The 21352-nt window shown below is 66.0% G+C and carries 31 protein-coding genes; 19 read left to right on the top strand and 12 right to left on the bottom strand.

Translation table 11 applies throughout. The features are described from left to right. The first annotated feature begins 106 nt into the window (after positions 1 to 106). The 3 genes from EEB15_RS31995 (at position 107) to EEB15_RS31985 (ending at position 2200) form a co-directional block, all read left to right on the top strand. Positions 107 to 529, top strand: coding sequence for a VOC family protein (locus tag EEB15_RS31995; RefSeq protein ID WP_141514041.1), 423 nt, complete (start codon positions 107 to 109; stop codon positions 527 to 529). 41 nt (positions 530 to 570) lie between these two features. After that, positions 571 to 1398: an AraC family transcriptional regulator gene (locus EEB15_RS31990; RefSeq protein WP_141514043.1), complete on the top strand. Its 828-nt coding sequence runs from the start codon at positions 571 to 573 to the stop codon at positions 1396 to 1398. A 61-nt stretch (positions 1399 to 1459) separates the two neighbouring features. Next, on the top strand, positions 1460 to 2200 hold the full coding sequence (locus EEB15_RS31985; RefSeq protein ID WP_141514040.1) for a B3/4 domain-containing protein: 741 nt from the start codon (positions 1460 to 1462) through the stop codon (positions 2198 to 2200). Here EEB15_RS31985 and EEB15_RS31980 read toward each other — a convergent pair. From EEB15_RS31980 to EEB15_RS31970, 3 genes are all read right to left on the bottom strand, one after another. Continuing rightward, positions 2124 to 2510: a hypothetical protein gene (locus EEB15_RS31980; protein ID WP_141514039.1), complete on the bottom strand. Its 387-nt coding sequence runs from the start codon at positions 2508 to 2510 to the stop codon at positions 2124 to 2126. The genes EEB15_RS31985 and EEB15_RS31980 overlap by 77 nt on opposite strands. Positions 2511 to 2577: 67 nt before the next feature. Further along, on the bottom strand, positions 2578 to 3501 hold the full coding sequence (ylqF, locus tag EEB15_RS31975) for a ribosome biogenesis GTPase YlqF (RefSeq protein ID WP_141514038.1): 924 nt from the start codon (positions 3499 to 3501) through the stop codon (positions 2578 to 2580). Positions 3502 to 3562: 61 nt separating this feature from the next. Beyond that, positions 3563 to 3745, bottom strand: a complete 183-nt coding sequence (locus EEB15_RS31970) for a CsbD family protein (RefSeq protein ID WP_141514037.1) — start codon at positions 3743 to 3745, stop codon at positions 3563 to 3565. Positions 3746 to 3864: 119 nt separating this feature from the next. On the opposite strand from EEB15_RS31970, the gene EEB15_RS31965 reads away from it, so the two are divergent. Continuing rightward, positions 3865 to 4707, top strand: coding sequence for a PA4780 family RIO1-like protein kinase (locus EEB15_RS31965; RefSeq protein ID WP_141514036.1), 843 nt, complete (start codon positions 3865 to 3867; stop codon positions 4705 to 4707). A gap of 16 nt (positions 4708 to 4723) precedes the next feature. Continuing rightward, positions 4724 to 5623 carry a hypothetical protein gene (locus EEB15_RS31960; RefSeq protein ID WP_141514035.1) on the top strand — a complete coding sequence of 300 codons (900 nt, stop codon included), beginning with the start codon at positions 4724 to 4726 and terminating at the stop codon, positions 5621 to 5623. A 12-nt stretch (positions 5624 to 5635) separates the two neighbouring features. Here the strand turns inward: EEB15_RS31960 and EEB15_RS31955 are convergent, their stop codons facing one another. Together EEB15_RS31955 and EEB15_RS31950 are read right to left on the bottom strand one after the other, a co-directional pair. Beyond that, the gene (locus EEB15_RS31955; RefSeq protein WP_141514034.1) at positions 5636 to 6397 is read right to left on the bottom strand and encodes an ABC transporter permease; all 762 of its coding nucleotides are present in this window, start codon (positions 6395 to 6397) and stop codon (positions 5636 to 5638) included. Between the two features lie 10 nt (positions 6398 to 6407). Next, positions 6408 to 7340 carry an ABC transporter ATP-binding protein gene (locus EEB15_RS31950; protein ID WP_141514033.1) on the bottom strand — a complete coding sequence of 311 codons (933 nt, stop codon included), beginning with the start codon at positions 7338 to 7340 and terminating at the stop codon, positions 6408 to 6410. 75 nt (positions 7341 to 7415) lie between these two features. On the opposite strand from EEB15_RS31950, the gene EEB15_RS31945 reads away from it, so the two are divergent. From EEB15_RS31945 to EEB15_RS31905, 9 genes are all read left to right on the top strand, one after another. Further along, on the top strand, positions 7416 to 7883 hold the full coding sequence (locus EEB15_RS31945; RefSeq protein WP_141514032.1) for a TerB family tellurite resistance protein: 468 nt from the start codon (positions 7416 to 7418) through the stop codon (positions 7881 to 7883). A 99-nt stretch (positions 7884 to 7982) separates the two neighbouring features. Then, complete coding sequence (locus EEB15_RS31940) at positions 7983 to 8201, top strand: hypothetical protein (RefSeq protein WP_141514031.1); 219 nt, start codon at positions 7983 to 7985, stop codon at positions 8199 to 8201. Positions 8202 to 8241: 40 nt separating this feature from the next. Beyond that, a complete protein-coding gene (locus EEB15_RS31935) occupies positions 8242 to 8742 on the top strand; it encodes a hypothetical protein (protein WP_141514030.1) in 501 nt (166 codons plus the stop codon). Between the two features lie 146 nt (positions 8743 to 8888). Beyond that, on the top strand, positions 8889 to 9305 hold the full coding sequence (locus EEB15_RS31930; RefSeq protein ID WP_141514029.1) for a cell envelope biogenesis protein TolA: 417 nt from the start codon (positions 8889 to 8891) through the stop codon (positions 9303 to 9305). Positions 9306 to 9445: 140 nt separating this feature from the next. Continuing rightward, on the top strand, positions 9446 to 9703 hold the full coding sequence (locus tag EEB15_RS31925) for a GlsB/YeaQ/YmgE family stress response membrane protein (RefSeq protein ID WP_141514028.1): 258 nt from the start codon (positions 9446 to 9448) through the stop codon (positions 9701 to 9703). Between the two features lie 107 nt (positions 9704 to 9810). Then, positions 9811 to 10224: an STAS/SEC14 domain-containing protein gene (locus EEB15_RS31920; protein ID WP_141514027.1), complete on the top strand. Its 414-nt coding sequence runs from the start codon at positions 9811 to 9813 to the stop codon at positions 10222 to 10224. Positions 10225 to 10241: 17 nt separating this feature from the next. Further along, positions 10242 to 11654: an ATP-dependent RNA helicase DbpA gene (gene dbpA, locus EEB15_RS31915; protein WP_141514026.1), complete on the top strand. Its 1413-nt coding sequence runs from the start codon at positions 10242 to 10244 to the stop codon at positions 11652 to 11654. Between the two features lie 124 nt (positions 11655 to 11778). Beyond that, positions 11779 to 12756, top strand: coding sequence for a PAS domain-containing protein (locus EEB15_RS31910; RefSeq protein WP_141514025.1), 978 nt, complete (start codon positions 11779 to 11781; stop codon positions 12754 to 12756). 100 nt (positions 12757 to 12856) lie between these two features. Continuing rightward, positions 12857 to 13177: a hypothetical protein gene (locus EEB15_RS31905; protein WP_141514024.1), complete on the top strand. Its 321-nt coding sequence runs from the start codon at positions 12857 to 12859 to the stop codon at positions 13175 to 13177. 13 nt (positions 13178 to 13190) lie between these two features. Here the strand turns inward: EEB15_RS31905 and EEB15_RS34390 are convergent, their stop codons facing one another. Continuing rightward, entirely contained in the window at positions 13191 to 13733 is a 543-nt protein-coding gene (locus EEB15_RS34390) for an RcnB family protein (RefSeq protein ID WP_141514023.1), read from the bottom strand. A gap of 107 nt (positions 13734 to 13840) precedes the next feature. After that, entirely contained in the window at positions 13841 to 14773 is a 933-nt protein-coding gene (locus tag EEB15_RS31895) for a succinylglutamate desuccinylase/aspartoacylase family protein (protein WP_141514022.1), read from the bottom strand. Between the two features lie 83 nt (positions 14774 to 14856). Between EEB15_RS31895 and EEB15_RS34060 the strand changes: the two genes are divergently transcribed. Together EEB15_RS34060 and EEB15_RS31890 are read left to right on the top strand one after the other, a co-directional pair. Next, positions 14857 to 14994 (top strand): hypothetical protein, encoded by a 138-nt coding sequence (locus EEB15_RS34060; RefSeq protein WP_199236688.1) that lies wholly within the window; start codon positions 14857 to 14859, stop codon positions 14992 to 14994. A gap of 4 nt (positions 14995 to 14998) precedes the next feature. After that, positions 14999 to 16210 carry a GPI inositol-deacylase gene (locus EEB15_RS31890; protein WP_233259711.1) on the top strand — a complete coding sequence of 404 codons (1212 nt, stop codon included), beginning with the start codon at positions 14999 to 15001 and terminating at the stop codon, positions 16208 to 16210. Here the strand turns inward: EEB15_RS31890 and EEB15_RS31885 are convergent. The 5 genes from EEB15_RS31885 to gshA all read right to left on the bottom strand — a co-directional run bounded on the left by EEB15_RS31885 (position 16207) and on the right by gshA (position 19843). Further along, entirely contained in the window at positions 16207 to 16698 is a 492-nt protein-coding gene (locus EEB15_RS31885; RefSeq protein WP_141514021.1) for a hypothetical protein, read from the bottom strand. The two genes, EEB15_RS31890 and EEB15_RS31885, sit on opposite strands and share 4 nt — an antisense overlap. 123 nt (positions 16699 to 16821) lie before the next feature. Further along, positions 16822 to 17376 (bottom strand): RcnB family protein, encoded by a 555-nt coding sequence (locus tag EEB15_RS31880; protein ID WP_141514020.1) that lies wholly within the window; start codon positions 17374 to 17376, stop codon positions 16822 to 16824. 103 nt (positions 17377 to 17479) lie between these two features. Beyond that, positions 17480 to 17731, bottom strand: a complete 252-nt coding sequence (gene infA, locus EEB15_RS31875; RefSeq protein WP_141514019.1) for a translation initiation factor IF-1 — start codon at positions 17729 to 17731, stop codon at positions 17480 to 17482. Positions 17732 to 17751: 20 nt separating this feature from the next. Next, positions 17752 to 18006: a hypothetical protein gene (locus EEB15_RS31870; RefSeq protein ID WP_141514018.1), complete on the bottom strand. Its 255-nt coding sequence runs from the start codon at positions 18004 to 18006 to the stop codon at positions 17752 to 17754. Between the two features lie 283 nt (positions 18007 to 18289). Further along, positions 18290 to 19843, bottom strand: coding sequence for a glutamate--cysteine ligase (gene gshA, locus EEB15_RS31865; RefSeq protein ID WP_141514017.1), 1554 nt, complete (start codon positions 19841 to 19843; stop codon positions 18290 to 18292). A 212-nt stretch (positions 19844 to 20055) separates the two neighbouring features. Here gshA and EEB15_RS31860 point away from each other — a divergent pair, with 212 nt between their 5' ends. The 3 genes from EEB15_RS31860 (at position 20056) to EEB15_RS31850 (ending at position 21140) form a co-directional block, all read left to right on the top strand. After that, positions 20056 to 20400 (top strand): hypothetical protein, encoded by a 345-nt coding sequence (locus EEB15_RS31860; RefSeq protein WP_141514016.1) that lies wholly within the window; start codon positions 20056 to 20058, stop codon positions 20398 to 20400. A gap of 69 nt (positions 20401 to 20469) precedes the next feature. Continuing rightward, positions 20470 to 20940 (top strand): SRPBCC family protein, encoded by a 471-nt coding sequence (locus tag EEB15_RS31855; RefSeq protein ID WP_141514015.1) that lies wholly within the window; start codon positions 20470 to 20472, stop codon positions 20938 to 20940. Positions 20941 to 20948: 8 nt separating this feature from the next. After that, positions 20949 to 21140, top strand: a complete 192-nt coding sequence (locus EEB15_RS31850; RefSeq protein WP_141514014.1) for a hypothetical protein — start codon at positions 20949 to 20951, stop codon at positions 21138 to 21140. Positions 21141 to 21352 lie beyond the last annotated feature (212 nt).

Below are 21352 nucleotides of genomic sequence, written 5' to 3'. Positions count from 1 at the left end.
GTGGTGGCTTCGGTCATGGGGCGTATTTTGCCTTTGTCACAGTGAGCCCACCGCCGCCGCGTTTGACGCTACCCTGAGTCTTCTCGCCTTGCAAGGAGACAAGCTCATGAAGATCCACCGCGGCCGCTTGGTCGACCATATCCACCTTCGCACGCGCGACCTCGACGCCGCCAAGCGCTTCTACCGCGCCGCGCTGCAGGCCGTCGGCCGCGGCGACACCATCCACGAAGACGAGACGCACTTCCAGGCCGATGAGCTGTGGATCGACGCGGCCGATGCAGGCGGCCCGGTTTCGCACGTCCACCTGGCCTTCCAGGCCAAGAACCAGGAACAGGTGCAGGCCTTCTACAAGGCCGCGCTGGTGGCGGGCGGCAAGGACAACGGCGGGCCGGGCGAACGGCCCTATCACCCCGGCTATTACGGCGCCTTCGTGTTCGACCCGGACGGCAACAACATCGAGGCGGTTTATCACGGGCCGATGAAGGCTTCGGCGGACTCTGTGGAGATTACGCCCGCGGGAGAGGCCTGAATCTCCGGAAAGAAGACCTCATGCTGCGGTACGCTTGCCGCATGTCCGCACCCGCCCACCATTGCCGCGTCTTGGCGTCCCCCTGGCCCGGCGTCCACGCGACTGAGATCGACAGCGCCCGGCACTACGGCCGGCACTGGCACGCCACGTACAGCCTGGGCGTGATGGACGGTGGCGCGCATCGCTCGATCAGCGGCAGCGGGACGGTGGACGCCTATGCGGGCGACATCGTCTGCGCAAACCCGGGCGAGGTGCACGACGGTCGTCCGTTGCACGGGCCCTCACGGCGTTGGCGCACGGTGTACGTGGAACCAGACGCGCTGCCGGAGCTTGTTGGCGGCGCAGACGCCAACGCGATGTTCACCCTGCCCGCCTTCACCGATGAGGGGCTACGCAACGCGCTGCAGCGACTGCTCGCGCGAATGGAAGCGTGGACAGCCGCGGGCCGGAAGGCCACAGCGGCCGATGCCCTGGCTTGCGAAGAATCGCTCGCCGAGGCTTTCGGCCTGATGCTGCGCGATCACTCCACGTCGGCGGTGCACCCGACTGCGCGCAGCGATGCCGATCTATCGATGGTGTGCGAGAGACTCGCCGATGCGCCGCTGCAAGCCCCGACGCTGACCGAGCTGGCTGCCCTGGCGGGCATCGGCAAGTTCCAGCTGTTGCGGCGGTTCAAGAAGGCGTATGGCACCACGCCGCACGACTGGCTCCTGCAGCGGCGAGCCGACCGGGCGCGGGGCCTGATCCGCAACGGTCTGGGCCTGTCAGAGGCGGCTGCGTCGTCCGGTTTCGCGGACCAGAGCCACATGACGCGCGTGTTCGTGCGGCGGTATGGGTTCACGCCGGGGGCTTGGCGGGAAGCGCATTGAGATAGTCGCCCGCGCAATTGCGTTCAAGACAAGTCCGGCGAAGCCACGCCAAACTCCGCCCATGCAATTCAGCCACCACCCCGACATCTGGACCCGCTTCCCCGAACTCGCCGCCGCCACGCTGTACGCGGAGGGCATCCACCGCAACGTGTCGGTCGACGCCCAGGTCGGGCGATTCAACGCCACCGCCAAGTCGCGCCTCGACGCCGCCGGCTCGGAAAGCGAGCTGCCGGAGATCAAGGCCTGGCGTGCAGCCTTCTCGCGCATGGGGCTCAAGCCCACGCAGTACCGCTGCGCATCTGAGTCACTATTGCGCCGCTTCAGGAAGGAAGGCGCGCTGCCGCCGCTGCATCCGCTGGTGGACCTGTGCAACGCCGCGTCGCTGGCCTTCGCGATCCCCGTCGCGGCGCTGGACGCGGACAAGGTCGCATGGCCGTTGCAGGTGCGGCCCGCCGCGGGCACGGAGAACTACCTGAGTTTCTCCAATGAAATCGAACATCCGGAGCCGGGCGAAGTGACCTTCGTCGATGCGCAGAACCAGTCGCATGCAAGGCGCTGGACGCACCGCCAAAGCGGCCTGTCGGCCGTGCGCGATGAAACCGCGCGGGTGTTGATCGTGATGGAGGCGCTGCACCCCGCAGCTCACGACGACGTGCAGGCGTTGGCTGCGGCCCTGGCCGTCGCAATGCATGAGGTGTGGGGCGCCGCGCCGCAGCGCGGGCTGCTCAGCGCTGCAGCGCCTTCTTTTCGGCCCGCTGGCGCCGCTTGTCCAGATACCACGCCAGGAACGGCAGCAGGATGACCGACCCGGGAATGGCCCAGATGAACAGGTAGGGGCTGACGGTCGACAGCGAGCGCAGCGTGACGCGCAGCCGCTGCTTGTCTTCGGGCGTCCACTTGCCGCCGTTGCGCTGCTTCATCAGCAGCGGCCAGGCGCCTTTGATGGTGGCCAGCTCGTCGCCGAGCCGGCGCTTTTCACGCGAATTGCCGGCGAGAAACGAGCAGAACCAGTCGGGCGCCCGATTCATCTTGATCTTGAACTGCGTGGTCGACTCGCCGTTGAAGGCCGAGGTCGACTTCACGGTCAGGGGGCTATCGGGCGGAGGCGTCATAACCGCAATTATCTGATGAGTCGGGTAACCGGCCGTACCAAGTTGTTATGTGCGTGGCTTGGGCGCGTCAGGACGCTTTCCTGCCCTTGCCGGACCGGGCTTCCTTCTTCGCCAACCGCTCGGCATCCAGCTGCTGTCCCGCTGCCAGCCATTGCGCGAATTCTTCAGGCGTCTCCAGCGTGATCCGCCCCAGCGTCGCCGACCGGAATTCGGTGATGACGATCTCCGCGGCTTTCTGGGTGTTGATGCGGCCCTTGCCCAGCAAAGCGCCGCGCTGGCGGCCCACGGCCTCCAGCACTTCCTCGTCTTTCATCGCGGCCACGCCGGCGAGCTTGTACCGCGCCTCCAGCAATTGCGGGTAGTCGCGGCGCAGGTAGTCCAGCAGTTCCAGCGCCACCAGCTCTTCGTCGTAGGCGTTGCGGCCGATGGCGCCGCTGGCGGCCAGGTTGTAGCCGCTCTTGGCCACGATGATGCGCGGCCACAGCAGGCCGGGCGTGTCCCACAGGTAGAAGTCGTCGGCCAGCGTGATGCGCTGTTCCAGCTTGGTGATGCCGGCCTCGTCGCCGGTCTTGGCCTGGCGCTTGTTGGAGAGCGCGTTGATCAGCGTCGACTTGCCGACGTTGGGCACGCCGCAGATCAACACGCGCATCGGCTTGGCCATGCCGCCGCGCCCGGGTGCCAAAACGTGGCAGGCTGCGGCCAGTGGCTGCACGGCCGCGGCGTTGCTCGCCTGCAGCGCGATGGCGCGCGTGCCTTCGATCGCGTTGTAGTGCGCCAGCCACTGCGCGGTGCGCGGCGCGTCGGCCATGTCCTGCTTGTTGAGGATCTTCAGCGTGGGCTTGTGCCCCGTCATCTCGGCCAGCAGCGGGTTGGCGCTGGAGCCGGGCAGGCGCGCGTCCAGCACCTCGATCACGACGTCGATGTCCTTGATGCGCTCGGCGATCGCCTTGCGCGTGAGATTCATGTGCCCGGGGAACCATTGGATAGCCATGGCTGGATTGTGCCGGGCGCCGGCGGCCGGCAGCCGCGGCCCTACGGAACCTGCGCCGCTCTCAGGTGTGCCGGGAATTCTTCAGCGCCGCCTTGAGGTCGCCATAGGCCTTCTGCAGCCGGCCCTCGGCTTGCTTCATGGTTCCCCTGGCAACCTGCGCGCCATTGCCGGTGGTCTTGCCGACGTGGGTCTGGAACTTGCCAAGGGCGCCTTTGGCGACGCCGTTAACCTGGTGTTTGTTCATGGAGGGCTTCCTGAGTTTGGGGCAATGTCCCAGCATGCGTTGCAGCACCGCCGCATCGTGACATCAGATCACCTGATCCGTACAGGTGCCTTGTCCTACCTGTGCCTCACAATCGGCCCATGAAAACCCCGCCCCGCCTGCAGTCCCTCGTGGACGAGGGCCTCGTCGACACGGTCGTTCGCCAGCTCATGAGCGGCAAGGAGGCGATGGCCTATGTCGTCCGGTGCGGCGAACACACGCGCTGCGCCAAGGTCTACAAGGAGGCAACGCAGCGCAGCTTCCGGCAGGCTGTCGACTACACCGAGAACCGCAAAGTCAAGAACTCGCGCCAGGCGCGCGCCATGGCCAAGGGCACGAAGTTCGGTCGCCAGGCGCAAGAGGCGGCCTGGCAAAGTGCGGAGGTCGACGCGCTGTACCGGCTGGCGGCCGCGGGCGTGCGGGTGCCCACGCCGTACAACTTCCACGACGGCGTGTTGCTGATGGAACTGGTCACGGATGCCGAGGGCGACGCGGCGCCGCGCATCAACGACGTCGCGCTCACGGCCGACGAAGCCCGGGCGCATCACGCCATGCTGCTGCTTCAGGTCGTTCGCATGCTGTGCGCGGGGGTCGTGCATGGCGACCTGTCGGAATTCAACGTGCTGCTGGGCGAAGAAGGCCCCGTGATCATCGACTTGCCGCAGGCCATCGACGCGGCGGGCAACAACCATGCGCAGCGCGTGCTGCTGCGGGACGTTGCCAACCTGCGCGGCTTCTTCGGCGGCTTCGCACCGGAATTGCTGCACACGGACTTCGGCCCCGAAATCTGGGATCTGTACCAGCGCGGCCTGCTTTCGCCTGAAGTGCCGTTGAAAGGCGTGTTCCACCGTGAGGCGGGCACAGTCGACCTGGGCGGCGTGCTGCGCGAGATCGACGACGCGCGCGCCGAGGAGTCGGCGCGGCGGCTGCGGATGGGCGTTTAGGCCTCAAGTTCACGCGATGCTGCAACCCATCCTCTTGTGCAACCTCCTGGTCGAGCCCGGCGCGCATCCGCGCGGCCAGGCGCACCTGAGTGCGGCGAGCGGTTTGGTGCGCGTCGACGGGCGGCTCTACCTGGTGGCCGATGACGAGCATCACCTCGGCACCCTTGCGGCCGACGGCGCGGGCGTGGTGCAACTGCATCGCCTGCTCGCCGGCGACCTGCCTGCCGACAAAGGCAAACGCAAGAAGCAAAAACCCGATCTCGAAGCGTTGGCGCTGCTGCCGGCAGAACCCGGCATGGCGCACGGCGCCTTGCTTGCGCTCGGTTCGGGTTCGCGGCCCAACCGGCAGCAAGCCCTGCAGGTGGTGCTGGATGGCGGCGGACTCCCTTGCGCCGCGCCTGTGACCTACGACCTCGCCGCGATGTACCAGCCGTTGCGCGAACAGTTTCCCGACCTGAACATCGAAGGCGCGTTCGTGGCGGGGCAGCGCCTGCGGCTGCTCCAACGCGGCAACAAGGGCGACGCGCGCAACGCCTGCATCGACTATCCGCTGGCGCAATTGCGGGCGTGGATGGCGGGTGGTGCCGACGCACCGATACCGCAGAACATCCAGGAATTTTCTTTGGGCGACGCGGGCGGCGTTCCGCTGGGATTCACCGATGGCGCGGCGCTGCCCGGTGGAGGCTGGCTCTTCAGCGCGGTGGCGGAAGACACCGGTGACAGCTACAACGACGGCGCTTGCGGCGCGTCCGCCATCGGTTGGGTGACCGAGGGGGGCACTTTGCAGCGGCTCGAATACGTCGCCGGTGCGCCCAAGATCGAGGGCATCACCCTGGCTGAAGACGGCCGGTTGCTGATGGTCACCGACTCGGACGACCCGGCCACGCCGTCCGCCCTGCTGTCGCTAGCGGTCTGATCGAAAAACTGCTCACGACTTCAGGCGATAGCCCGTCTTGAAGATCCATGCGACGCCGCCCAGGCAGATCGCCATGAAGAGCAGCGTCATGGCCAGGCTGATGCCCACGCTGACGTCGGACACGCCGTAGAAGCTCCAGCGGAAGCCGCTGATCAGATACACCACGGGATTGAACAGGGTGACCTTCTGCCAGAAGGGCGGCAGCATGTCGATCGAGTAGAAACTGCCGCCCAGGAACGTGAGCGGCGTGATGATCAGCGTGGGGATGAACTGCAGTTTCTCGAAGCCGTCGGCCCAGATGCCGATGATGAAGCCCAGCAGGCTGAACGTCACGGCCGTGAGCACCAGGAACAGCAGCATGAAGCCGGGATGCATGATCTTCAGCGGCACGAACAATGCCGCCGTCGCCAGGATGATCAGGCCGAGCGCGATCGACTTGGTGGCCGCGGCGCCGACGTAGCTGATGACGATCTCCAGCGTCGACACCGGGGCCGAAAGCAACTCGTAGATGGTGCCGGTGAACTTGGGAAAGTAGATGCCGAACGAAGCGTTGGAGATGCTCTGCGTGAGCAGCGAGAGCATCACCAGCCCCGGCACGATGAAGGCGCCGTAGCTCACGCCGCCGACCTCGGGGATGCGCGATCCGATCGCCGAGCCGAACACCACGAAATACAGCGAGGTGGATACCACCGGCGAGACGATGCTCTGGATGATGGTGCGGAAGGTGCGCGCCATCTCGAAACGGTAGATGGCGCGAATCGCGTGCAGGTTCATTCGCAGGCTTTCATTGTTCTTTTTCCCTCACCAGGCTGACGAAGATGTCTTCCAGCGAACTCTGGCTCGTCTTCAAATCCTTGAAGGCGATGCCGGCCGCGTCCAGGTCTTGCAGCAGGGCCGCGATGCCGGAGTGTTCGTTGCGGGCGTCGTAGGTGTACGTCAGCTCGTTGCCGCCCGAAGCCAGTTCCAGCGGAAGCGCCGACAACGTGGCGGGCAGCTGCTCCAGCGGGTGCGCGAGCTGCAGCGTCAGCTGCTTCTTGCCCAGCTTGCGCATCAGCTCCACCTTGTCTTCCACCAGGATGATCTCGCCCTTGCTGATGACGCCGATGCGGTCGGCCATTTCCTCGGCCTCGTCGATGTAGTGCGTGGTGAGGATGATGGTGACGCCGGTTTCGCGCAGCGAGCGCACCAGCTGCCACATTTCCTGGCGCAGCGTCACGTCGACGCCCGCGGTGGGCTCGTCCAGAAACAGCAGCTGTGGCTCGTGCGCGAGCGCCTTGGCAATGAGCAGCCGCCGCTTCATGCCGCCCGAGAGCGTGCGGATCTGGTTCTCCTTCTTTTCCCAGAGCGACAAGGCCCTCAGCACCTTCTCGATGTGCGCCGGGTCGGCCGGCTTGCCGAACAGGCCGCGGCTGAAAGAGGTGGTGTTCCACACCGTCTCGAAGGCGTCGGTGGTCAGCTCCTGCGGCACCAGCCCGATCAGCGACCGCGCGGCGCGGTAGGCGCCGGCGATGTCGTGGCCGTCCACGGTGACGCGGCCGGTGCTGGCGTTGACGATGCCGCAGACGATGCTGATCAGCGTGGTCTTGCCCGCGCCATTGGGGCCCAGCAGCGCGAAGATTTCGCCGCGGCGGATCTCCAGGTCGATGTTCTTCAGGGCGTGAAAGCCGGTCGCGTAGGTCTTGGAGACGCCCGCGACGGAAAGGATGGGGTCGGGCATGTCGGCGCGACGATACCCGATTTGCCCGATGGCTGCTGGAGGGAACCTTCGACGCCATGCGCCACTCCACAGTTCATGCTCAGCAGCCTCAAGGCCTTCTTCGACTCCGTCGCTTCCCCGTCATCGGCCGCCGAGCCCCCGCAGCGGCAGCGGCACGCGCTTCACCTCGCCGCGGCCGTGCTGCTGGTGGAAGTGATGCGGGCGCAGCCGGACATCGATCCCGCCGAATACCAGGCCGTGATCGCGGCGCTGCAGCGCAAATTCGCGCTGGGCGACGGCGAGGTCGCGGAATTGGTGGAAGCGGCGCGCGCCGAGGCCCGCAAGGCCAACGACTTCTTCCATTTCACGAACCGTCTCAACGATCACTTCACCCAGCCGCAGAAGGTGGCGCTGGTCGAGGCGATGTGGCAGGTGGCCTACGCCGACGCCCACCTGGATGCCGGCGAGAACCACGTGATCAGCAAGGTCGCGGGCCTGCTGCACGTGACGCACGGCGAGTACATCGCCGCCAAACTCCGGGCGAAGGAAGACGCGCGGCTCTAGAGTTTCCATGCCCGTCCGGCACGCCCGCGGGTCATTGGCTGACATCTTCGGCGGCATGGCCGCGCTGAAATGACGGTTTGAAACGTCGAGGAGCCTGTCATGACCCAGCAAGCAATGATCCGCGGAGAAGTCTGTTTCCGCGCCGGCGACGGCGTGATGCTGCCGATTCCGACCGGCCCGGTGGAAATCGACGTGGCCGACGACAGCGTCACCCTGCATTGGACCGACGAAAACAAGACCGTAGGCACGACGGCAATCACGCGCGACGAATTCGATCGCTACGTGAAAGAAGGCCAGATCCGCGTCAATCCAGCCTGATTGGCGGGCCGGGGCGGCCCGCGGCGCGCACAATCGCGCCATGAAAATCGTCGATTCGCGGCGGCGCCAGGTCGTGATGGCGGTGCTTCTCGCGCTGGCTGCGGCCGGCGCAGGCATTCGCCATTGGGCCGACAACCCGTCCCTGGCACGTGACATCGGCACCTTGTTGCTGGTGCTGTGGTTGCCCGCCGTGGGCAATCTGGTGGGTTTCGCCGTCCGAAAACTGGCGCCTCGCCTGCGCCGCGCCGACGGTTTCGACCCGAACAGCGCGTTTGAAGCGCACGTTCGTGTCGAAATCGTCCCGGTCCGACCTGGGGCCCCAGCCGGACCAGCGGCGCGCGATTTCGTCCTGGTCATCGGCCACGAGGGCTTTCGTGCCCGGACACCCCGCCCCCTTGCGGCCACCGCCGAAACGGTCGAATTGCAGTTGCTGCGCCCCGGCGTGGCGTTGCCCCGGTTGGGCCCGGATGCTGCTTTCGATGTCATGGTGAGTGGCCAGATCGTCGCCAGCGGCCGGGTCCGCGCAACCGCAAGTTCCTGATCCCGGACCCGATCTAGGTAGTTGTCCTACACATTTAGGCCCACCAGAGCCGTCCGGCGGTCAACGCGGAGCGCTCATCGGGCGTTTCAGTCATGGCAGCCCCTTCGGGCGGCTTAATTCTCCACCCTTTCCGGAAAGACATCCAAATGAGCAAGCTCCTCGCTATCCTGGCCGCCACGTTCTTCGCGGCATCTTCTTTCGCCGCTTCGCACGCCGGCGCCCCGATGGCCGCTGCTTCGGGCGCCAAGCCTGCCGCTTCCGCCGCCGCTGCCAAGCCGGCTGCCGCCGCCGATGCCAAGGCTGACGAAAAGAAGGCCAAGGCCCAAGCCGCTGCTGACGAGAAGAAGGCCAAGGCTGAAGCCAAGGCCGCCAAGAAGAAGGCTGCTGCCGAAGAAAAGGCCGCCAAGGCCAAGGCAAAGGCTGACGAAAAGAAGGCCAAGGCTCAAGCCGAAGCTGACGCGAAGAAGGCCAAGGCCGACGCAAAGGCAGCCGGCACCAAGGCCGAAGCCAAGGCTGACGCAAAGGCCGACGCCGCCAAGGCTCCCGCCTCGGCCAAGAAGTAATCCTTCTTCCGTTCTCGAAAACGCCCGCTTCTGCGGGCGTTTTTGTTTTCCGGCCCGGCTCCCTGCGGAGGGCGGCAACTTTCCCACGGCATAGTCGCGCCGGATGCAATACAGTGCTCCATCCAAACACAGGAGCTGACATGTCGATCATCGGAACCATCCTCATCGGCTTCGTCGTGGGCCTCATCGCCCGCGCGCTGAAGCCTGGGGACGACAAGCTGGGCCTCATCATGACCACGCTGCTGGGCATTGCCGGCGCGTTCGTGGCGCGATATGCCGGCGCGGCCCTGGGGCTGTACAGCGGAGGCCAGGCCGCCGGCTGGATCGCATCGGTCGTCGGCGCGGTGGTGCTGCTGTTCATCTACGGCCTCGTGCGGGGCCGTTCGTCAGGCGCTTGATCCGCGACGCCGCGCGGCCCGCAAGGTCGCAGGCTGTGAACAAGCGCACAGGCAAGTGCGGGCAGAGTTACTCCCCAGGTGCCGCCTGAGGTGGCAAACTTGCGGGCATGGCCTTCTCCGTTGTTCTGACCCGCTTCACCCAATACGTCCAGCTGGCGGTCTCCGGCGCGGCGACGATGAAGAATTTCGTCGACCTGGTCGACACCATGGGCCAGGAAACGGTGCTGTGGTCCGACCGCCGGGTGTTGGTCGACCTGCGCGGCGTGGACGGCGAATTGACGCCCACCGAACAGATCTTCCTGGGAGAACTGGTCGCGCAGGACCTGCCGCACCTGGAACGCGTGGCTTCCCTCGTGCCGGCCGAACGCATCACGCACAACAGCGAAACCGCCGCCCAGGGGCTGGGCATGAAGCTGCGCGTATTCACGTCCAAAAACGACGCCATCGCCTGGGTCACGGCGCAGCCGGCGCCCGAAAGCGTACGCGGGACCGAGGCGCCCCAGCCGCACGCGCCGTCCTAGTGTGAAATCATCGGGGGATGAGTACTTCCCCCGCAACGGCCTTTTCGGCCCTCCCCCTCAACCCCGCCACGCTGGCCAACCTGGAGCGCCTGGGCTACCTCGCAATGACGCCCATCCAGGCCGCGAGCCTGCCTCCGGCCCTGCTGGGCAAGGACATCATCGCCCAGGCCAAAACCGGCAGCGGCAAGACCGCCGCCTTCGCCCTGACGCTGCTGGCCAGCCTGAACGCACGCCGCTTCGCCGTGCAGTCGCTGGTGCTGTGCCCCACCCGCGAACTGGCCGACCAGGTCACCACCGAGATCCGCCGGCTGGCGCGGGCCGAGGACAACATCAAGGTCGTGACGCTGTGCGGCGGCGTGCCCCTGCGCGGCCAGCTGGCCACGCTGGAGCATGGCGCTCACATCGTCGTCGGCACGCCGGGGCGCGTGATGGACCACCTGGAACGGGAAAGCCTGAAGCTCGATGCGCTCAACACGCTGGTGTTGGACGAGGCCGACCGGATGCTCGACATGGGCTTCTTCGACGACATCGTCACGGTGGCAAAGCAATGCCCCAAGACGCGGCAGACGCTGCTTTTTTCGGCGACATACCCGGAAGGCATCGCAAAGCTGGCCGCGCAATTCATGCGCGAACCGGTCACGGTCAAGGTCGATGCGCAGCACGCGGGCGGGCAGATCGAGCAGCGCTGGTACGAGGTGAACGACCGCGAGCGTGTCGGCGCCGTCAGCCTGTTACTGGACCATTTCCGGCCCGCCAGCACGCTCGCGTTTTGCAACACCAAGGCGCAATGCAAGAAGCTCGTCGATGCGCTGCGCGCCACGGGCCACAGCGCGTTGGCGCTCTACGGCGAATTGGAGCAGCGTGAGCGCGACCAGGTGCTGGTGCGGTTCGCCAACCGCAGCTGCTCGGTGCTGGTGGCAACTGATGTGGCGGCGCGCGGACTCGACATTGCCAATCTCGCAGCGGTCGTCAACGTCGACGTGACGCCCGACGCGGAGGTGCACGTGCACCGCATCGGCCGCACCGGCCGCGCGGGCCTGAATTCGGAGGACACAGCCCGCGGCCTGGTGCTGAATCTCGTGAGCATGGATGAGATGGGCTCGGTGGGCAAGATCGAACTGCTGCAAGGGCGCGAGTCGGCATGGCACAAGCTGGGTGAACTCAAGCCCACCGGCCAGGGCCCGCTGGTGCCGCCGATGGCGACGCTGCACATCCAGGGGGGCCGCAAGGAGAAGATCCGTCCGGGTGACGTGCTGGGCGCGCTGACGGCGGACCTCGGCTACGCGCGCGAACAGATCGGCAAGATCGACGTCAACGAATTCTCGACGTATGTGGCTGTCGACCGTGCGATCGGCCCGGCCGCCGTGAAGCGCCTGAACGAAGGCCGCATCAAGGGCAAGAGCGTCAAGGTGCGGCTGCTGGACGATTGAGTGCGCCTGAAGCCCGCTCGTGGTGCGTTGTGGTCGATTGGCGGCACCCCAACGCGGCAGACCGGCACTTTCATAGTACAAGCCGGCGCCCATTGCGTGGCACGTCTTATGCACGGCTCTCGGCATGGCCGAAGTAACTGCGTTCGAAACGAAAGACGTGACGGGCATCGGCGATGGCGTTGCGGCGGCGTGGCGGCGGCTTTGGCGCCGCGGCGATGCGGCTGGCCGTGACGCGGTGCAGGGGCCCTACTGGACGTCCGGCGTCACCTACCGCGGCTACCTGGGCGCCGATGGCGCCGTGCCGTCGCTGTGGCTCTCCGAAGACCAGTTGAAAGAGACGCAAGCCCTGCTGCGCATGGCCGCCGCGGCGGGCCGGCTGGGCGCATGGTCGGTGGAGGTGCGTCGGCTCAAGTGCGTGTGGTCCGACGAGGTGAAGGCCATTTACGAGGTGCCGCCGGACTACCAGCCGCGCATCGCGGACACCCTGGCGTTTTACACCCCCGAGTCACAGGAGTGCGCAGCGGCCGCGCTCGAAGCATGTGCAAGGCGCGGGATCGGTTTCGACCTCGAACTGCAGTTGCAGACTGCCAAGGGGCAGCTGGTCTGGATCCGCGCCATCGGCGAAGCAGACCGCAACGCCGAAGGCATCATCACGCACATTCGCGGCGCCATCCAGGACATCAGCCGCTTCAAGGCCGTGACCGAAGAAGTCCGCCGCACGGCCGAGCGGTTCACGCGCACGCTCGAAGGGCTCACCGACGGCTTCATGCTGCTCGACCACGAATGGTGCTTTGTCTACGTCAACCCCGAAGCCGAGCGCATCCTGCGCCGGGACCGCAGCCGCCTGATCGGCCGCTGCCTGCTGACGGAATTTCCCGAAACGGCCTCGGGCCGGTTTCTGGAGAAGTGCCAGGACGCCATCCGCGACCGGCGCACCGTGGAATTCGAGAAATTCTATGCGCCGCTGGGCATCTGGGTCTACATGAAGGTCTCACCGACGGAGCAAGGGCTGACGTTCTGCATCCGCGACGACACCGAGCGCATCACCGCGCGCCGCGAACTGCTCCGGCTGAAGGCACAGCTCTCAAGCCGCGCTGCCTGAAGCCTTCGGTGCACGGCGAATCGGGGTTCGTCCTACGTGTTGCGCCGCGCGCCGGCTCTACGATAGCGCGAGAGCACGCTATTCGACCGAAGGAGACGCCGTGCAGGACATCACCTTTCGAACGCTGTTGTACCGGTATTTCTTCTTCGCCTGGCTGTTCAAGGACGTCAGCAAGGGAAATGTGTTCGAACGTGCGGCGGCGCTGCGCTACAACCGCGAGCACGCGCACTGGCTCCTCACCTACATGCACCGATGGCTGTGGTGCGGCCTCGTCTTCTACGGCCTGGGCGGCCTCGTCGAATGGGTGCTGCAGGCGCCCGGCCTCTCCATCATCTTCTACATCCCCAGCGCGCTCAGCGTGCCGGTCAACGCCGTGATCGGAGCGGCCTGGGTGGGGCTCAAGGTGATCCCCACCCTCTAGGGATTGTCGACGCTCAGTACTGGTTGAGAAGCAGATTGGCGATCAGGCCCGTCGCCAGCGCGACCAGCAGGTAGTCGCCGCCGTCGGCCTGCACCCATTGGTAGCCGTAAGGCGGCGCATACAGGCCGCGATGCGAACGCCAGTCGTTCACGTAGTGGTGACGCTGCCGGAACTGATACGGCAGGTGGTCACCGCGCTGGTAGCGCTGCGTGTGGCCGCTCCACTGGTGCTGCCTGTTGGAGTGCTGGTAGTACGGCTGCCCGTGGTTCGGCTGCTGGTAGTAGCGGTCATGGATCCACGGCTGCTGGTCACGCCGCTCATTGAAGTTGCGCTGCTGGTACTGGCTGTGTTGGTCATGCCTCGTGTCGCGGCGCGCCTGGCGATCGTCGCGGCGGTGTTCACGGTTTTCATGCCGGTCCGCGCGACTGTCTTCACGGCGATCTTCCCGACTCTCACTGCGCTCGTTCCGGTCCCAGCCGGAACCTTGGGCGAATGAGAGGGAACCAAAGCCCAGCGCCGAAGCGGCGATGGCACAAGCAATAGCGGTGGATTTCATGAGCTGCCCTTTTTGGGGTGGTAGTCAGCCTGCATGATCCGCCCGGCACGTGTACCCCACGCAAAGTCAGCGTGGGCGTTGTGCAAAGTTGCGTTGCAACCTGTGCACTACAGGGGCCGTGTAAGGTAAACGGCCTCGCGTCCCACAATGGGCTTGCGAGTCGGCATGAAGACCGTGCACTCGTCGCACAGCGCGCGGATTTCGTCCGGCCCGTCGGTGGCGATCAACTCGCCCTTCGAGAAAGTCTCCAGCCCGACCAGCGGCCGGGCGAAATGCAGCCCCTCCGTCTTCACCACCGCTGTGGACAGCAGCTCGAAACGCCGCTGCGGCCCGGCACTTGCAGCTCCATCGTGTTCGATCAACCCGAAGTGCGCAAGAAATCGGAGGCTCACCTCGGTCGCCAAGTCTGCCGAAGCCTGCAGGAAGTGCTGGCCGCATTCAACGACCAAGGCTACGCCGCTGCCATCGGGACGGCCGTGGCGTCCGTGCTGGATGACGGGCGTGCCCGTGGTGAGCCCGTCGGGCATGACGAGGTGAATCTCGGGGATGCCCATCGCGAGCGCGGCCTGCGCGTTGCGCTCATAGCCGGGATAGACCCAGAACGGCGCAACCGCCTGCGCGGTCGAGTGGATGTCGAGGATGTGGTCTGCCGCCGCCATGACGGGCCGCAGCTCGCGCGCGCGGCGCAGCTCGGGACTGTCCTCGGTGCCATCCAGCCACTCCGGCGACCAGACGCGATTGAGGTTGTGCACCAGCTGCCGGCTCGCGAACGGGTCCGCGCGGTCGAACGATTCATAAGCCGCGACGTTGGCGAAGCTCACCGTGAGCGTGCCGATCGCGGGCCGAACGCCGCTGTCCAGCAAATGCGTCGCCGCCACCATGCCGCACAGCTCGTTGCCGTGCGTGAGGGCGTTGACCAGCACGTGCGGGCCGGGTCGCCCCGAAGCGAAACGATGGACATACGGGACGCCGATGTTGCCCTCGCGATACGCGGACAGGTCCCGCGGCAGGACTTCGAACACGGGCTCGGGCGCGGTCATGGTGCTTCCTTCGATAAACAGCTTCGTTTGTACCGTACCATCTCATCCACGAGGTCCCATCCGGAGACCGATCTGGAGAAATCATGGCCAAAGGCGAACAGCGCAGCAACAAGATGGCGAAGAAGCCCAAGAAGGACAACTCACCGCCCAAGCCAGGCGTGTCCGACCGCCCCACCCCGCCGGTGACGGTGGTGGTGCCACGCGGCAAGGAAAAGAAGTAGCGGCTTGACCCGCCCTTCCACGCGCCGCCCGGGCGCATTGGCCGATCTGCGCGGCGGCGCGCGGCTCGTGATCGACGGTGTGCGCGGCGTCACCGGGCTCGTCGAAGCGATGCACTCGCGCATCGCGCGCGTGCCCATGCCGCTCGGGCAAGTGCCGGACATGCCGACGACCGGCATCACCGGCCTGGTGTACCGCAGCATTCAAGGCACCACGGGCGTGGTCGGCAAGGCAATCGATGCCGCACTGGCGGGCGTTGAAGCCGTCCTGCCCGCCGCGTCGCCTGACGCTGCAGCGGGCCGGTTCGACGCCGAGCGCGATGCGGCTGTCGCCGCGTTGAACGGCGTCATGGGCGATCACCTGGAGCGCAGCGGCAACCCGCTGGCCACGCCGATGGCGTTGCGAGTACGGCCGGCCGATGCGGCACGCGGCCCGCGCGTGCTGCTGCTGGTGCACGGCCTGTGCATGACGGACCACCAGTGGACCCGCGATGGCCACGATCACGGCCAGGCCCTTGCGGAGGCAGGCGGCTGGACGCCGGTCTATGCGCGCTACAACACCGGCCGGCACATTTCCACCAACGGCGCCGAGATGGCCGCACAGGTGGAGCAGTTGCTGGACGGCTGGCCGGTGCCGGTCGAGGATTTCGCGGTCATCGGCCACAGCATGGGCGGCCTGGTCATGCGCAGCGCGCTGCAGTCCGCGCTGCACGCGGGCATGCGGTGGCCCGCGAAGCTGCGGCGACTGGTGTTTCTCGGCACGCCGCACCATGGCGCGCCGTTGGAAAGAGGCGGCAACTGGCTCCATCGCGGCCTCGGCGTCAGCCCGTACGTGGCTCCGTTCACGCGCCTGTCGGGCCTGCGCAGTTTCGGCATCACCGATCTGCGCCACGGCAACCTGCAGGAACAGGATTGGGCCGATGACCGCTTCACGCATCGCGATACGCGCGCCGCGTTGCCACTGCCCAGCGGCGTGGCCTGCTACGCCATCGCCGGAACACTGGGCGAAGGCCGAACCGACGAATGGCTGGGCGACGGGCTCGTTCCCCTGGCAAGCGCGCTCGGCCGCCATTCAAAGCCGACCCGCGACCTGCACATCCCGGCTTCGCGCCAATGGGTCGCCCGCGGTGTCAATCACCTCGACCTTCTGGCAAGCGACGCGGTGTACCGGCGCCTGAAGCGTTGGCTCGGCCCGGCGAACCCTCGCGACCCCGCTTAGCCGTTGACGTCTTCGATCATGTCCACCACCAGGTGGATGGTCTTGGACTTGAGCAGGATGTCTTCGCCGGCCATCACGTACTCGTAGCCTTCCGGCGCCGGCGGCAGCTTGGCCTTCACCGCGTCGGGCACAGGGTACGGCTTGACCGCCGGCTGCAGCGCCTGGCCCACGGCCCAATACCGGCCTTCCACCGGCGGGGCGCAGCCTTTCGCTCCGCGTTCCATGCCGGACGGGCAGTCCTTGCCCTTGCCATAGCGCTGGGCAAACGCCGCGCGCGCCGCCTTCTTTTGCTGCTCGCTGAAGAAGCCGCCAAGTTTCACGCCATAGCTGGTCTGGCCACTGGTCTGGCCGGCGGCCGGGGCAGCAGCAGCCTGCTCGCCCGTCGCTGTGGCTTTGCCGGCCGGCGATGCGGCAAATGCGGTGCCGGTGGCCAGCAGCGCGCAGGCCGCCACCGCAAGGATCGGTCGGAAGTGCCGGGAGTCGAACATATCTTTATCTCCAACAGGATGCGAATCTCCGAACTGTCGGTGGGCTCGTGCGCGCGAGGTGTAGGACAAGGCACAAAAATGGCGCCCCGGGGGGCGCCATTTTCATCGAGCGAACTCAGCGGTTCAGCCGAGCAAGGCGTGGATCACGTCGACGATGAGGTTGCGCTGCACTTCGATGATCACGATGTCGCCGCCTATGCGCGCATAGCGGTAGCCATACGGCGCCGGAGGCAGGTGCATGATGACTGGCTGGGGCACGGAATAAACCGTCACGCCGCGCGGAACGGGCTGGCCGACGTCCCACTTGCGGGCCTGGCCGGGCGGCATGCAGCCGTTGTTCTTCTTGGCAAGGCCCGGCGGGCAGCGGCGGCCGCCGCCGTATTGTTCGCTGTAGTACTGGCGCACGTAGGTGCGCTGCTGGTCGTTGAAATACGCGCCGTGCTTGATGTCCTCGCGATGCCGCTTTTCGGCGCGCTTGTCGGCTTTGCGTTCGGCTTTTTCAGCGTGCTTTTCAGCCTTGTCGGCATGCTTCTCGGCGTGCTTTTGGGCTTTCTCGGCATGCTTGCCGCCCTTGTGCCCCTTGTCGTCATCGTCTTTGGCGAAAACGGGCGCGCCGAGGCAGGCCGCAGCGATGGCCAGCACCGCGATGCGGCGGCCGAGCGTGAATGTCGTTGTCATCGTTGTGCTCCTGGCCACTGGGGCCCACAGTTACAACGCGACTGTGAACTCAGCACCGGCCCGGCGCCGTAGGACGAAAGCGCAACCTCTACCGGCTGGGGCTTTAGCGGCGTGCCGGCGGAGGACCCGCACGGCCCGCGATATGGCGGAACGTGATGCGGCCCTTGGTCAGGTCGTACGGCGACATTTCCAGCGACACGTTGTCGCCGGCGATGATGCGGATGTGGTGCTTGCGCATCTTGCCGCCGGTGTAGCAGATCACCTGGTGACCGTTTTCCAGCGTGACGCGAAAGCGCGAGTCGGGCAGCACTTCGTCGACGTGCCCCTTCATCTCGATCAGTTCTTCCTTGGCCATGATGAGTCTCCTATCTGAATTCAGGCGGCGGCAAGGGCTGGGCCCTGGACGCCGGGATGCGGGTGGCCGATCCATTGCAGGCCTTCGGCGGTGGCATATCGCACGGCCGCCAGCTTGGTCTGGAACAGCCGGGTCAGGCGCAGCACGCGGTCATGCGTGCCGGTGCCGGAGCCGGAGCGGATCGAAACGGAACAGGCGTACCAGCCATTTTCGAGAAGTTTTGTCAGCGGCGATATCAGGTACTTGCCTACGGTGATGTTGTCTTTGGGATTCATTGTTATTTTGGAATTCAGGTCTCCGGCGGTGGCCACGCGGCTGGCGCTGGAAGAGTATGTGAAGGCTTGGCAAACGCCAAGCCGCGCGCATCGATCCCGGTGGCATGGGCCTCGCACGGAGGGCCGGGTGTCGCGTCTCTTGGAAAAGATTGCCCGGTTTGGCGGCCGGTGCGGGGCTTTGGGATGCCCGAAACGCGTTCGAAGACGCTATTGTACTCGCCGGAGCGTTTTGGCGCGGCCCCAGGCAGGGTAAAGCCTTACGGCGCGCAGAGCGGACGGCCCCTCAAACGGCAGCCAGCGCGGGCGCGATGGCGGCCTTCGACAAGCCCAGCCGCTCGGGCGAGACGTATTGCTGGCGATACGCTTCGAAAGGCATGGCGTCCGCTGCCTCGATGGCTTTCTGGTCGGCCACGGATTGCTCGGTCATCGCGGCAAAGCGCGCTTGCAGGCCGGCACTGAAAGGCAGCGCCAGCAGCTTGGCCTTGGTCTGCCGCGACTGGGCGCGGGTGAAGCCGATGAAGGAATTGCCGAAGTCCTGCTCCATCACCGCCAGCACGCGAGCGCTGGGCAACAAGTCAGGCTCGGCAAGCAGCGCCTGGGCGGACCGCAGCGCTTCGGAATAGTCGGTGGTCTGGTGTGCGGCGTCGAGCGCGGCGGCGATCGGCGCGAACGCGGCCACGAGTTCCCCGCCCCATTGCGCGAGCGGCACCTCAGCGCCGTCACGCTCGAGCACCAGGCCCGGCTCGCGGCCGAAGGCGGCGGTCTTGTGCTGGTTGCGTCCCAGGGCCGCGATCTCTTGCGGCGTGTCGGGCGGGCTGTCCGAGAGCAGGCAGTGCAGCAGGAACATGTCGAGGAAGCGGATGGTCTGCGCCGTGATGCCCGTCGCCACGAACGGGTTCAGGTCCAGCAGGCGCACTTCGACGTATTCGACGCCGCGTTCGCGCAGCGCGTGCAGCGGCCGCTCGCCGGGATGGATCACGCGCTTGGGGCGGATGGTGCCGTAGAACTCGTTCTCGATCTGCAGCAGGCTGGTGGCGAGCTGGTTGTATTCACCGCCCGGGTTCATGATGCCCACGGCTTCGTACGCAGGGTAAGGCTTGGTCAGCGCTTCCTGCAGCGATTGCGCATAGCCGTCCAGGCCGTTGTAGCTCACCGCCAGGCTGGCCTGCGCGTCGCTCTGGTAGCCGAGGCGGCCCATGCGCAGCGAGGTGCCGTGCGGCATGTACATCGTGCCGTCGGTGAGCGAACGCAGCTCGTGCTGGCGGCCGGCCACGAAGCTCGAACACGCGGCGGGCGACGCGCCGAACAGGTACAGCAGCAGGAACGCGTGACGCCGGAAGTTGCGGATGAGGGCGAAATATTGTTCGCTCGACACGTCGGGCAACGACCAGTTGTAGTGGATGCCCGAAATCGTCTGCATGCGCCGGCCGTAGCGGTGGGCCAGGCCCATGCGGTACACGCTCTTGGCGCGCCCGACGTTGGAGGAGCCATAGCGCCCCACGGGAATGGTCTCGTCGGCCGGCAGGTCGCACGGCATGCTCGACACCCACAGCATTTCGTCGCCGAGCGCTCGGTACGTGAATTGGTGAACCTGCAGCAATTCTTCCAGGCAGCTCTCGGGCGTGGCATGAACCCCGGTGATCAGCTCGAGCTGCGCTTCGCTGTAGTCCGTCGTGATGTGCGGATGCGTGAGGGCCGAACCCAGCGCCTGCGGATGCGGCGTCATGGCCAGGCCGCTCTCGGGCGTGGCGCGCAGGCTTTCCTTCTCGATGCCGCGGCGTATGCCTTTGAGCCGTTGCGGCGCCAGGGCGGCCAGTCGGGCCTGCAGGTTGCTCATGTCAGAAATTCGTTGTCTCGTGTATTGCGCCGGAAGGTAGCACGGCTTGCGATTTTCTGCAGGAAGACAGGACAAGCGGAAATCTGGTAATCGAAAGCCTGTCCGGCGGCGCGGCTAGACCGCTTCCCCTAGGGAAAGTACGCCCATTAGGTCGCCTCCACTAGGCCGCGTCGACAAAATCGGCTCATCAACCTGCAACCTGGAGCCAAAACATGGACACCCAACAAATTTCCGCCAACGCCACCGACCTGGTCGCGAAGTTCGGCAACGCCGCCCACCAGGCGATCGGCCTCTATCGCACGGGCGGCGAACGCCTGGCCGGCACGCTGGACCAGCGCTGGAAAGCCGCGATGAAGCAGAGCAGCGCGAAGTTGAGCGCCGAAACGCGCAAGAACGCGAATCATGCGCACCAGGTCTTCAATGGCTACTTCACCAAGGGTGTGGCCCTGTCGGCCAGCGGCGCCGAAGTGGTGGTCGACACGCTCGTCGGCGCCACGGTCACCGCGATCGAGCGCACGGCCGCCTTCGCCGAAGCCAACCTGAAAAAAGCCGCCTGAAAATCAGCGTGATGAGCTGAGCGAGAAAGGCGGCAGAATAGCCGCACCAACACAAGAGGAGACTTGGCAATGGCCGTTACCGTCAACATCGACCTGGGCTACGAATTCGACGTGAAGGCCAAGGCCGCAGACGTCTTTGAAGTGCTCTCGGACGTACCCACTTCGGTGTCGCACTTTCCCAAGGTGGACAAGCTCACCGACATGGGTGACGGCGTCTACAAGTGGGAGATGGAAAAGGTGGGCACCGCGCAGGTGAACATCCAGACCGTGTACGCCAGCAAGTACGTTGCGAACAAGACCAAGGGCACGGTCGTCTGGACGCCGGTGGAAGGCGTGGGCAACGCTTTGGTTGGCGGCCACTGGAAGATCAAGGACAACAAGAAGTCCACCAGCATCGAGCTCAAGATCAACGGCGACATCACCCTGCCCCTGCCCGGCCTGATGAAGATGGTCGTGGCGCCGGTCGTCGAAAGCGAATTCGAAAAGCTGGTCGACAAGTACATCGCCAACCTGATCAAGCGCTTCGGCGGCGAGGCCTGAACGCCCGCATGTCCGACAAGGACCTGCTCACGAAGGGACTCGTCATCGCCTTCATCGGCGCGGCGGTTCTGCTCGCACCGTATTTCGTCTCCAGCCCCGCGATGCGCGATGTAATCGCGCAATCGTCGCTCGTCGGCTGGTTCGCGCTCGTCCTGGGCGCGGCCTTCATCGTGCGATGGGTCTTGCGACGCAAGAAGTAGCCTGGTCGTCTTTGCATCCATGCCGCCCCGGCTGCTGCGTAGTCGACGTGGCGTGGATTGCGGGTCGAGCCCACCAGTGTCCGGAGAATTACGCAGCGGCCAAGCTGTTGATGCAGCCGAAAAAAAAGGGCGAGTCCTCGGGAAATCCATATCGACATGGCGGACTCGGTCTGCATGGAGGAGATCGCGGATCTCAATGCCTGGTTGGTGAA

It is taken from the genome of Ramlibacter sp. WS9, from assembly GCF_003797765.1.
Lineage (GTDB): Bacteria > Pseudomonadota > Gammaproteobacteria > Burkholderiales > Burkholderiaceae_C > Ramlibacter.
The sequence above is the reverse complement of the archived record's forward strand: the minus strand, read 5'-3'. Positions and strand labels throughout refer to the sequence as shown.